This is a genomic window from Gemmatimonadota bacterium (assembly GCA_040388535.1).
In the GTDB taxonomy this organism is placed as follows: domain Bacteria; phylum Gemmatimonadota; class Gemmatimonadetes; order Gemmatimonadales; family GWC2-71-9; genus Palsa-1233.
Genome location: JAZKBR010000005.1, coordinates 21,417 through 32,986 on the forward strand (window position 1 = coordinate 21,417; position 11,570 = coordinate 32,986).

General features: G+C 66.6%; 10 protein-coding genes. 8 read left to right on the forward strand and 2 right to left on the reverse strand.

Translation table 11 applies throughout. From position 1 onward, the window contains the following. Positions 1-39 precede the first annotated feature (39 nt). Positions 40-2,463 (forward strand): protein kinase, encoded by a 2,424-nt coding sequence (locus V4558_12845; protein MES2306395.1) that lies wholly within the window; start codon positions 40-42, stop codon positions 2,461-2,463. Here the strand turns inward: V4558_12845 and V4558_12850 are convergent. Continuing rightward, a complete protein-coding gene (locus V4558_12850; GenBank protein ID MES2306396.1) occupies positions 2,404-3,342 on the reverse strand; it encodes a zinc dependent phospholipase C family protein in 939 nt (312 codons plus the stop codon). The genes V4558_12845 and V4558_12850 overlap by 60 nt on opposite strands. Then, positions 3,339-3,797, reverse strand: coding sequence for a hypothetical protein (locus tag V4558_12855; GenBank protein MES2306397.1), 459 nt, complete (start codon positions 3,795-3,797; stop codon positions 3,339-3,341). Before V4558_12855 ends, V4558_12850 begins: the two co-directional genes overlap by 4 nt. A gap of 95 nt (positions 3,798-3,892) precedes the next feature. Between V4558_12855 and murA the strand changes: the two genes are divergently transcribed. The 7 genes from murA to rbfA all read left to right on the forward strand — a co-directional run bounded on the left by murA (position 3,893) and on the right by rbfA (position 11,570). After that, a complete protein-coding gene (murA, locus tag V4558_12860; GenBank protein MES2306398.1) occupies positions 3,893-5,176 on the forward strand; it encodes a UDP-N-acetylglucosamine 1-carboxyvinyltransferase in 1,284 nt (427 codons plus the stop codon). Further along, positions 5,163-5,927, forward strand: coding sequence for a polyphenol oxidase family protein (locus V4558_12865; protein MES2306399.1), 765 nt, complete (start codon positions 5,163-5,165; stop codon positions 5,925-5,927). The genes murA and V4558_12865 overlap by 14 nt, the downstream gene beginning before the upstream one ends. 258 nt (positions 5,928-6,185) lie before the next feature. Next, entirely contained in the window at positions 6,186-6,683 is a 498-nt protein-coding gene (gene rimP, locus V4558_12870) for a ribosome maturation factor RimP (GenBank protein ID MES2306400.1), read from the forward strand. Beyond that, complete coding sequence (gene nusA / locus V4558_12875) at positions 6,684-8,006, forward strand: transcription termination factor NusA (GenBank protein MES2306401.1); 1,323 nt, start codon at positions 6,684-6,686, stop codon at positions 8,004-8,006. Next, the gene (locus V4558_12880; protein MES2306402.1) at positions 7,984-8,322 is read left to right on the forward strand and encodes a ribosomal L7Ae/L30e/S12e/Gadd45 family protein; all 339 of its coding nucleotides are present in this window, start codon (positions 7,984-7,986) and stop codon (positions 8,320-8,322) included. Before nusA ends, V4558_12880 begins: the two co-directional genes overlap by 23 nt. Before the next feature lie 14 nt (positions 8,323-8,336). Further along, positions 8,337-11,195 (forward strand): translation initiation factor IF-2, encoded by a 2,859-nt coding sequence (gene infB / locus V4558_12885; protein MES2306403.1) that lies wholly within the window; start codon positions 8,337-8,339, stop codon positions 11,193-11,195. A 3-nt stretch (positions 11,196-11,198) separates the two neighbouring features. Further along, complete coding sequence (gene rbfA, locus V4558_12890) at positions 11,199-11,570, forward strand: 30S ribosome-binding factor RbfA (GenBank protein MES2306404.1); 372 nt, start codon at positions 11,199-11,201, stop codon at positions 11,568-11,570.

Here is an 11,570-nt window from a genome sequence, read left to right on the forward strand (position 1 = left end):
GCTGCAACCACTCGGCCCGGTTCTGCGTCTCATTCTCTGATGACGCAATCACCTGGAGATTCGCAAGCCCCGCCGCCCGACGGCGACCGACTGCGCCAGCGGCTCGCGCTGGCCGTCGGCAGTTCGCTGCGGATCGAGCGCGAACTGCTCGGCGGCGGGATGTCCCGGGTCTTCGTGGCCGCCGACATCGCCCTTGGCCGAAAGGTCGTGATCAAGGTCTTCTCATCTGCGGGGGGCGTCTCCCCCGAGCGCTTCCATCAGGAAATGCTGCTCTCCGCGTCGCTGCACCATCCGCATATCGTCCCGATTCTCGCCGCCGGTGTCTTCGACGACTGCCCCTGGTATTCGATGCCGTTCGTCGAGGGGCGCTCGCTGCGGGAGCGGATGACGGCCGAAGGGCAGCTCCCGATTCGCGACGTGTTGCGCATTCTTCGCGACGTCGGCCGGGCGTGCAGCCACGCGCACGCCCACGGGATCGTGCATCGCGATATCAAGCCCGAAAATGTGCTGCTCGCAGGCGATGCCGCCATGATCATCGACTTCGGGATCGCCAAGGCGCTGGGTGCGGCGCTCACCGGCAACGCGAGTCAACCCGGGCTTACCCGTGTCGGCTTTACCCTCGGCACGCCGACATACATGGCCCCCGAGCAGGCGTCGGCCGATCCCGCGCTCGATCACCGCGCCGACCTCTACGCCATTGGTGTCGTTGCCTTCGAACTCCTTGCCGGGCGGCCCCCTTTCCAGGGCGCCTCGTCGCACGAGATCCTCAAGGCGCACATCGCCGATCCGGTTCCCGACCTTTCGCGTGTGCGCGCGAACACGCCGCCGCCGCTCGTCGCGCTCATCGAACGTTGTCTCGCGAAATCGCCCGGTGGGCGCCCCGCATCGGCAGGGGAACTGGTAGAGCAGTTCGAAACCATTCTGGGCGCCAGTGGCAGCTCGGAGCGCATTGTCGCAACCGGCCGGTTACGCTGGGGCAAGCGGATCATCGCCGGAGCAATTCTGACGGTAGCGCTCGCCGTCGCCGTTCCGGCGGTGCGGCGATTTGCTTCGGTCTCCTCCGCGACGGTCGCTCCCGTGAAGCTCGCCTCGATCGCGGTACTTCGTTTCGTCCCGCGGGGCGACGACAGCGCGAGCAAGTGGCTGGCCGATGGCCTGAGTGATGATCTCGCCGCGCAGCTGGCAACAACGCCCGGGCTACGCATTGCGTCACGAATGAGCGTCGATCAGGTCGGACGCGCGGACCTCTCTCCCCGACGGATGGCCGAGACGCTGGGCGTGAAGACGCTGCTCGATGGCGTCGTGCGGCGCGAGGGGAACGAGCTCCGGATCATCGCGCAACTGGTCGAAGGTCCGACGGGCGAGGTGCTCTGGACTGGCACCTTCAGGGGGACGCCGAGCGACGCAGGGCGTTTTGTGGAGCAGGTTCTCGGCAATGTCCGCGGCGTGCTGCTCGACTCGGCGGCTGCGGCACAATCGACCACGCCGGCGGTGCGTGATCCTGCGGCGTACGCCGACTATCTCCGTGGTCGCGCCCTGGTCGGGACGCGTCGCGACACGGCGATTGTGCAGGCGGTCTCGGCGTTCGAGTCGGCGGTGCGCCGGGACTCCACGCTGGTGGCCGGGTGGTCGGGACTCGCCGAAGCGCTGATGCTGCTGCCGCTCTACGCCAATGTGCCCACTCGCGACGTTGCGCCATCCGCGGAACGCGCACTCGCGCGGGCGCTGGCCCTCCGACCCGATGATCCGGGAGCGATCCTGATCCGCGGGTTACTCTACCGATCGCAATGGCGCTGGGCGATGGCGGAAACGGACTTGCGCCATGCAGTGCTCTTGAGCGGCACCGCATCGGCACGCCAGGCGCTGGGCGAGCTGTTGCTGGTGCGTGGTCGGAGCAGCGAAGCACTCGCACAATTCGATTCTGCAAGTGCAGTCGAGCCCTCAGCGCCATTGCCCTGGGCGCTTGCCGGCGTCGCGCACGCCTTGCTCGGCCAGAGGGCGGAGGCCGACCGCGCACTCACTCGGGCGCGGGCCGCGGACTCGGCCAACCCTTCCATCCACTTTCTGGGCGGCGCCGCCTTGCTCTACCTCGATCGCGATCGCGACGGACTCGTCGAGTTGCAGCTCGCGAGCCGGCTCGCGCCGCGTCAGCCGTTGTTGCGGGGGCTGCTGGCCCAGGCGCTTGCGCGCCGTGGCGACAGTAACGGCGCGCGACGGGAGCGCGATGCGCTTCGCAGCCTGGCAGGGGAGGCTGGCGTCGCAGGTGGGCTGCTGCACGCGGAGCTGGCAGTGGGAGATACTGCGGCAGCGATCACGGCGCTCGAGCGAGCGGTCAAGGAGTCGGACCCGATCTTCACGTCCGAGCCGCTGAGTACGCCGCTGTTTCGGTCTATCGCAGGGAGTTCACGAACCCGTGAGGCGCTTCGGGTCGTCGGGCTGCTCCCGCCCCCAGGCGGGAGTTGAACCCACCGCCGGCGCCTTGGCATCGGGGAGCCCGAAATGCGCATCCGCGACTGCCGATATCCACTCGTGGTCGCGACGCCCCGCGCCCCGCAGTGCTTCCCGTCGCACCGACTTGCTGCGCAGAATCTCCGCTTCACCATTGGGATCGATCTGGAAGACCGGCGAGGCCGGCCCGCTGAGCACCGAACGGATCTGTTCAGTTGCCGTATCGAGATAGCGTGCGATCAGCGGCTCCGACAATTCCCACCGGCTCTGTTCGGTCGCGACCTGCATGCCAAGTTGCCACGGGCGCGAGTCGGTGAGATGCACCATGCCGCGGAAGAGACGGCGGTTGGTGCGAACCGAGAAGATCGTCGGCGAAAGGATGCGCTCCAGATGCGCGTCGGCAGGACGGTGATCGAGCCGGAGCAGATCGCGCGCCGCCCGTGGCACTTCCTCGCCGAGCATCGATTCGACCCGGCTCTCCCAGTAGGTATGCCCCATCGTGCGGGTGCTGCTGGTGACCACGAGCTGGCGCGGCACGAAGTGATTGTGTGCCACTGTGTCGGCCGCGAGATGCGAGAGATAGCCCAGGCCAAACGCACTCAGGGCATCGCTCGGTGCGAGATCATACACTTCGCGACCGACGTGCCAGGCGTGACAGTGTCGATCGGCCGGAGCGTATTTCTTGGCCATCGTCGTGTCGGCCGCAATGTTGCCATAGAGAAAGTCGTACGGGAAGGCGCGTAACAGGTCGGCAACGGAGCCGGGGAGCAGGTGCAGGGAAGAGAGGATTCGTTCGCCGAGCACGACATGGGTGCCCGGCGTCCAGGCGTGCAGGGCATCCGGGAAGCAGAGTGCGATCGCTGCCACGATCAGCAGCGCCGCAAACTGGATCACGCCGCGCCCCGACGACGCGGCAGGACCATGCGCCGCAGCCGTCCGATGACTCCGGTGCCGGTGCGAACAGTGCGGAGTGCCGCGCCAAGATCGAGCGCGGTCTCCTCGACCTCCTCTTGCACCACTTCGACCACCGCCTCGAAATCGGCGAGCCGCCGTCGCGCCCGGGTCACACTCTTCTCGACATCCTTCCTGAGGCGTCGCGTGGTGTAGATGATCTCGCGCACTTCCTCCTGGGCGAGTTCCACGACCTCCGCTCCACCAGTCCCGAGGCGATTGAGCGCCTGCAGGGTCGGTCCGAGGTCGCGACGCAACTCACCCAGCTCCTTGGCGAGCGACTGCCCTCGTTCCACCGCCTCCTTGAGCGTGAACGCCACGGCTGCGGCGATCCCGAGGAAACAGATTGCAATCAGTGCCAGTGAAATGGCCACGGTGGGCCCGATCCATTCAGCCATCAGCCTCTGCTCCTGTTGCAGGATCACCTGAAATCTAACGTTTCCGGGTTGCGCCGCTTGCGGCTGTCACGCGAGCCGACGAGCTTTGCGGGACTATGCCTCCACGCTTCGTGGTCACCGGCGGTCGCCAGCTTTCCGGCACGATCCGCCCCGCAGGAAACAAGAACGCGGCCCTGCCGGTCATCGCAGCCACGTTGCTCGCCGACGGGCCGGTCGCGCTCGACAACATTCCCCGGATTCGCGATGTCGAGACGCTGCTCGAGATCATCGCCGACCTCGGGGCATCGGTCTCGTGGAACGGTCCCAACGCGCTGACCATCGATACCCGGAATGTCCAGCCCAAACCGCTCGACCCGGTGCTCTGCACCCGGATTCGGGCGTCGATTCTTCTAGCGGGGCCCCTTCTCGCCCGGTTCGGGCAGGTCGTGCTTCCTCCGCCGGGTGGAGACGTGATTGGGCGTCGTCGCGTAGACACCCACTTCCTCGCGCTCGAGCGCCTCGGCGCGTCGGTGAGTGTGGGTGATCGCTTCGAAATCTCCGCCAAACAGCTGGTGGGTGCCGAAATCTTCCTGGATGAGCCGAGTGTCACCGGGACCGAGAATGCCCTGATGGCGGCGGTGATGGCCAAGGGTCGGACGGTCCTGCGGAACGCTGCCTGCGAGCCGCACGTCCAGGACACCGCCCGCGTGCTGGTCGCGATGGGCGCGAAGATCGACGGGATCGGCAGCAACACCTACACCATCGAAGGAGGACTCCCACTCGGCGGCGCCAGCTACAGCATCGGGGCAGACCACATCGAGATCGGCTCCTTCATCGGCCTTGCAGCCGTGACCAACGGCCAGATCACGATCGAGGGAGTTCGCGCCGACGATTTGCGCAGCACCCTGCTCGGCTTCGACCGGCTCGGCATCCGGCCGCGCATCGATGGCGACAATCTCATCGTCGATGCGGGTCAGGAGCGGCGCGTTCGCCCCGATCTCGGGGGACACGTCCCGAAGCTCGAAGACGGGCCGTGGCCAGCCTTCCCGGCCGACGTCATGTCGATTGCCATCGTTGCTGCTACCCAGTGCGAGGGGATGGTGCTGATCCACGAGAAGATGTTCGAGTCGCGACTCTTCTTCGTCGACAAGCTGGTGGGGATGGGGGCGCGGATCGTCCTCTGTGACCCGCACCGAGCGGTCATCAGCGGGCCTTCCGCCTTGCGCGGCAGCAAGGTCGAGTCGCCCGACATCCGCGCCGGCATGGCGATGCTGCTGGCGGCGCTCGCGGCCGAAGGGACCAGCACTATCCATAACATCGGGCAGATCGAGCGCGGCTACGAGAAGATCGACGTCCGGCTGCGCGCGCTCGGCGCCGAAATCGAGCGTGTCGACGACTGACGAGCTGCCCGTTCCGGGCGAACTCCCGCTCTGGGAAGTTCCGGGATGGCGTGAGCGCTTCGGCGTGGTTGCCGGCATCACTGGCCGGGGCAGGGGCGAAGAGCCGTTTGACCTCGGCCTCTGGGGCCGCGCTCAGGTGGGCGCAGTGATGGGGCGCTGGCGTCAGTTCCTGAGCCATTTCGCTGATTTCCCCGGGGCGCTTCTGGCCCACCAGGTCCACGGCGGTCGGGTACTCTGCCACGAATCGGCTCCCGCCGGCTGGACCCTCTTCGAGGGCGCCGACGGCCACGTCACCAGCCAGCCCGGCCGGCTGCTGCTCGTGACAGTGGCTGATTGTGTCCCGGTCTATCTCGTGGCTCCCCGACAGCGCGCAGTCGCCCTCCTCCACGCCGGCTGGCGCGGCACCGCGGCAGGAATCCTGGCCAACGGGGTCGCCCTGCTGGGGGCGCGCACCGGCGCCCGCCCCGAGGAAATCGTCGGCCACGCCGGGGTGGCCATCTCCGGGCCATGCTACGAGGTGGGCGCCGAGGTGATGACCGGCGTCGGGGAGCAGGCTTTGGGGCCCGGGCCGTGGCATCTCGACCTCAGGTCAGTTCTCAAGTCGCAAGCGGAAACCATTGGAATCAGAGAGTTTACGCTCTCGACGCACTGCACCTCCAGAGAGCGTGCTGACTTCTTCTCCCACCGGGGGAGTGGCGGGGCTGATGGGAGGATGGTGGCGTACTTGGGACTACCAGAGACCAGAGACTAGAGACTAGAGACTAGAGACTAGTGTCCAGAGACTAGAGACGCGTGGCCTGTTTGCCGAGCCCGCTTCGCGGGCTCAACTCAGGCCGACAACGTACGAAGCCTGTCTCTAGTCTCTAGTCTCTCATCTCTAGTCTCCTCTCTAGTTGACCTCCCGCCCGCTTCGGCGCTATCTTCAGGTGCTGGGGGAACTTGCGTGCAGTCGGCGAGTGTCGGGTTTCCCCCGACATTTTTTCTTTTTTACCCCCTACCGGGTCCGGACGTGACCACCACCGATCTCAGCCCAGAGGCGCTCCGCGCCGCCGTGGATGACCTCGGATTCGAACTGGTGGACGTTCGCATCGCTGGTTCGGCGACACGCCGAATCGTGCGATTGCGCATTGACGTGCCCGGTGGCGGACGACGTGGTCACGGCATCACGAGCAGCGATTGCGAGACCGTGTCGCGCGCGCTGGAGCAGCAGCTCGAGATCGCCGGCGTCGTGGGGCCGGCGTGGACCCTCGAGGTCTCGTCGCCGGGTATCGAACGGCCGATCCGTTTCGTCGAGCACTGGCGCCGCTACATCGGGCGGGCGATCCGCATCAAGGCCGCTGGAGTTCCGGGGCAGCAACAGGCACGCATCACCGCTGTCCCCGACGATTTGCACGTGACACTCGAGCTGGGCGGGGCACCCGTCACGCTGTCCCTTGAGGCGATCAAGGAGGCCACCCTGGTGGTCGACTGGTCAACCGCTGGTAACCGGGAAGCAGGAGAATCGTAGATGGCGACGTCCGCCGAAATGCTGTCGGCCTTCCGTGAATTGTCGAACACGAAGCAGCTTGAGCGCTCGGAACTGCTCGATCTGTTGCGCGACGGCATTCACGCCGCGCTGATGAAGAAGTACGGTCCGAATGTCCGCTTCGAGCTCAATGTCGACGAGCTGCAGGGGACGCTCTCGGTTACCCGGCTCCGGCAGGTGGTCGACGCGGTCGAGGATTCGAGCGCGCAGGTCTCGGTCGAAGAGGCGCGCTTCGAGGATCCCGACTTCCAGGTCGGCGATGTCCTCGAGGAAGAAGTGCCCTTCGAGACTTTCGGCCGGCTCGCGGTGCAGGCCGCGAAGCAGCGGATCATCCAGCGGGTCCGCGAAGGCGAGCGCAATCGCATCCGCGACGAGTTCACCAGCAAGGTCGGTGAGCTGCTCTCCGGCGAGATCCAGCAGGTCGAGCGCGGCAAGTTCGTGATCATGCTCAATCGCTTCCGCGAAGCCGAAGCGATCGTGCCGTACCGCGAACAGAATCATCGCGAGCACTTCCATCAGGGCGACACCATTCGCGCCGTGTTGAAGCGCATCGAGGAAACGCCCAAGGGCCCGCGACTCATTCTCTCGCGCGGCGACCCGCTCTTCGTGGTCGCACTGTTCAAGCTGGAAGTGCCCGAGATCCAGCAGGGCATCGTGGAAGTCCGCGGCATCGCCCGCGAAGTCGGCTCCCGCACCAAGGTTGCCGTCATCTCACGTGATGACGCCATCGACCCGGTCGGCGCCTGCGTCGGTCTCAAGGGATCGCGCGTGCAGGCCGTGGTGAACGAACTCGGCGGCGAGCGGATCGATATCGTCCCCTGGTCGCCCGATCCCGAGCGCTTCGCGCGCCTGGCGCTGGCGCCCGCGCGCGTGGCCAAGGTCTTCTCCGATCCGGCCACCAAGACGATTCAGGCCGTCGTCGACGAAGACCAGCTCTCGCTGGCGATCGGCCGCAACGGGCAGAACGTTCGCCTCGCATCGGAGCTGACGGGCTGGAAGATCGACCTCTATTCGAGCCGCGAATGGCTCGAGCGCGGGGGCGAAGGCCCGCTCTTCTCGCCGATCGCGGCCGAGGACGATCCCGAAGCGCGCGTCCCGCTGGCGCAGCTCGAAGGGCTGTCCCCGGAGCTCGTGGCGATTCTTGATCAGGCCGGCTTCTCGGCGCTGAATGATGTGATCGATCTGGAGTCCGACGACATCGAGCGGATTCCCGGCATGACCCCCGGCATCACCGAGGAGCTGTTGAAGTTCCTGTCGGAGCTGACCGAGGAGGAGCCCGAGGGTGGAGACGCCCCCGCGGCCTGACGGCAATGATCGCGTCCTCGCCCTGCTCGGGCTGGGCGCGGCCGGTGGCAATGTGGTGGCCGGTGTCGACGGAACCCGCGCGTTCCTGAAACGGCAGAAGTGTTTCGCGGTGGTGCTCGCGGAGGATGCGTCGCCCCGCGCGATGGAAAAGGTGAAGCGACTGGCAGTGGCCACCGGAATCCCGATTGTCATCGGGCCCTCGGCCGACCGGATGGGGCAACGCCTCGGGCGCCCGCCGGTGATGGTGGTAGGAGTGAAGGACCGAGCGTTGGCGGCGGGAATTCTCGCGGCGAGTGCGCCTCGGGACGGGACCTGACGGAGGAGTGGTTAGTGGTCAAGAGTCGTGTGCACGACCTCGCTGCGGAATTCAGCGTTCCTGTGGAACAGCTCATGGGAATGCTGCGCGAAATGAACATCTTCGTGCGCAGCCATATGTCGTCGCTGGAGCCCGATCAGGTCTCCGCAGTGCGAGTGCGGTGGGAACGCGAGAAGCGCAAGGCAGCTGAAGCGCCGGCCCCGAAGAAGGGTCGCCGCAAGGTCGTCGAAGCGCCCGCGCCCGCACCCGTCGCCGAGGCGAAGCCGGTGCGTCGTCGTCGCACCGCCGCCGAGGTCGCCGAGCAGGAAGCCAAGGCCGCCGTCGATGCGGAGCACGAAGCCAAGGTGGCCTTCGAGCTGCCGCCCGCGCTCGAGCTCGAGAAGCCGGCATCCGACGTGAAGCCGGGGCTCTCGCTCGAGGAGCGCGCGAAGCTGCTCTTCAAGGACCTCCCGCCGGAACCAGCGGCTCCCGAGGCCGAGCCGGCCGCCGAGACCGAGCCAACCGCCGCCGCACCCGTGGCTGAGAAGCCTGTGGCACCGGCTGTCGAGCCAGCCCCGGCGGTGGAGCGGCCGTTCATCCCGCAGCGGCCTTCGATGCCGCCGCGGCCGAGCGCGCCTCAGACCAGGCAACCAACGCAGGGCGACCCGACCACCGCACCCTCAGGTCCCGGGGGCGTCCCCAAGCCGTTCATTCCACCTCGCATTCAGCGTCCGGCGCCTGCCGCCGGCGGTCAGCAGGGTGGTCGTCCGTCCGGCCCACCGCAACGTGGTGGACAGGGCAGTGGACCCGGCGGCCGTCCGCGTCCGGTCTTCTCTTCGAGCACGCCCGCACCTGGGCGCGCTGGGAGTGGTCCGGCCTCGCCCGGCGCGCCGGTCGCGCGCACCTTCGGCCCTGATGCCCAGCCGGGCGGTGGCCGCAAGAAGGGGAAGAAGGGAAAGAAGAGCTTCGTCGACCAGGATCAGGTGCAGGCCAACATCCTGAAGACGCTGCACGGGATGAAGGGCACTGCTGGTCCGCGCAAGAAGACCCGCTCCGACGAGCCGTCGTACCGCGATATCATCGCGTCGCGTGCGGCCGAGGAAAAGGAGCGCGAGAAGACCCGGATTCGCGTCAACGAGTTCATCTCGGTGAGCGAGCTCGCGGCCGCAATGAAGATTCCGGCCAACCAGATCGTCGCGTTCGCCTTCAAGGAACTCGGCCTGATGGTCACCGTGAACCAGCGGCTCGACTTCGACCAGATCGAACTGATCGCGTCGGAATTCGGCTTCGAGGCCGTGAAGGAAGAGGAGTACCACGCCGAGGTCGAGGTCGAGGAAGTCGAGGAGACGGGCGAGAAGGAATGGCGCCCGCCAGTCGTGACCATCATGGGTCACGTCGACCACGGCAAGACCTCGCTGCTCGACTACATCCGCAAGGCCAATGTGGTCGCGGGTGAAGCCGGTGGTATCACGCAGCACATCGGTGCCTATCACATCGAATTGCCGGGGAAGCGCTCCATCACCTTCCTCGACACACCGGGTCACCAGGCGTTCACCGCCATGCGTGCTCGTGGTGCGCAGGTCACCGACCTCGTCGTGCTGGTGATCGCGGCCGATGACCAGGTCATGCCGCAGACCGTCGAAGCGATCTCGCATGCCAAGAACGCTGGCGTGCCGCTGATTGTGGCCATCAACAAGATCGACCTCCCCTCCGCGAACGTCGCGAAGGTGAAGCAGGACCTGCTGCAGCACAGCGTCGTGCTCGAAGAGTTCGGCGGCCAGGTGATGCACACCCCGATCTCGGCGAAGAGTGGTCTCGGCGTGCCCGACCTGCTCGAGCAGATCCTGCTGCAGGCCGAAATTCTCGAGCTCAAGGCGAATCCCGATGCCCGCCCGGTCGGTACCGTCATCGAAGCGACGCTCGATCCGGGCAAGGGCCCGATCGCCACGGTGCTGGTGCAGAAGGGCACCATCCGCGTTGGCGACAACTTCATCTGCGGCAAGTTCTCCGGCCGCGTGCGCGCACTCTTCGATGAGCGCGGCAAGACGGTGAAGTCGGCCGGTCCGTCGATTCCGGTGCAGATCCTCGGCTTCGAGGGTGTTCCGGCCGCGGGCGATTCGTTCCAGGTGCTCACCGATGCCACCGAAGCGCGTGAGATCGCGCAGAAGCGTCAGCGGCTCGAGCGCGAAGCACAGAACCGTCGTACCGCTCGTGGCGGCACGCTGGAAGACATCTCGCGCGCACTCAAGGAAGGCGCGGTCACCCAGCTGCGGATCATCATCAAGGCCGACCAGGGTGGTCCAGCCGAAGCACTGGCCGACTCGCTCGCTCAGCTCGGCACCGGCGAAGTCCGCGTCGACATCGTGCACCGTGGCGTCGGTCAGATCAGCGAGAGCGATGTGCTGCTCGCGAAGGCGTCGGGAGCGATCATTCTCGGCTTCCACGTCCGTCCTGATGCCAATGCCCGGAACGCCGCCGAACGTGAAGGCGTCGACATCCGGACCTATCGCATCATCTACGAAGCCGTCGAGGACGTGAAGAACGCGCTCGAGGGCCTGCTCAAGCCGGAGGAGAAGGAGACCATCCTCGGCGAAGCGGAAATCATCGAGCTGTTCAAGGTCACGCGGGTCGGCACCATCGCCGGCTGCATTGTTCGCTCGGGGACCATCACGCGCACCTCGAAGGCGCGTGTCCTCCGCGATGGCGTCACCATGTACACCGGCGAGTTGTCGTCGCTGAAGCGCTTCAAGGACGACGCCAAGGAAGTGAAGGAAGGGCAGGAGTGCGGTATCGGCATCGAGAACTTCAACGACCTCAAGGTCGGTGACCGGATCGAGGCCTACCGTCTCGAAGAGATCAAGCGCACCCTGGCCGCTTCGGCGGCGCAGGACTGATCCGTGGGCGGCAAGGGTGCCTCTCGGCGGCCGGAACAATTGGCCGAGACCATCCGGGCCGTGCTGGCGGAAGCGTTGCTGCGCGGGGATGTGCGCGATCCCCGTGTGAGCATGGTGACGGTGAGCTCGGTGGAAGTCACCCGCGATCTGTCGCACGCGACCATCCGCGTGGTGCCGCACGGCGACGATGCCGCGAAGGATGAAGCGGTCGCGGGGCTGGTGAGTGCCGCCGGATTCCTGCGGCGGATGGTGGCACAGACGCTGACCACGCGGATCGTGCCGGAGTTGCACTTCGTCCGCGATCGTGGTCACGAGCACGCCGCGCGGATTGACGAGTTGCTCGCGGGATTGAAACACGAGGAGGAACCCTCCTGA

Excerpts from the sequence above, each read along its gene's own strand:
- V4558_12845 (MES2306395.1), top strand. The coding sequence starts at position 40 with ATGACGCAATCACCTGGAGATTCGCAAGCCCCGCCGCCCGACGGCGAC.
- V4558_12855 (MES2306397.1), bottom strand. The coding sequence starts at position 3,797 with ATGGCTGAATGGATCGGGCCCACCGTGGCCATTTCACTGGCACTGATT.
- murA (MES2306398.1), top strand. The coding sequence starts at position 3,893 with ATGCCTCCACGCTTCGTGGTCACCGGCGGTCGCCAGCTTTCCGGCACG.
- nusA (MES2306401.1), top strand. The coding sequence starts at position 6,684 with ATGGCGACGTCCGCCGAAATGCTGTCGGCCTTCCGTGAATTGTCGAAC.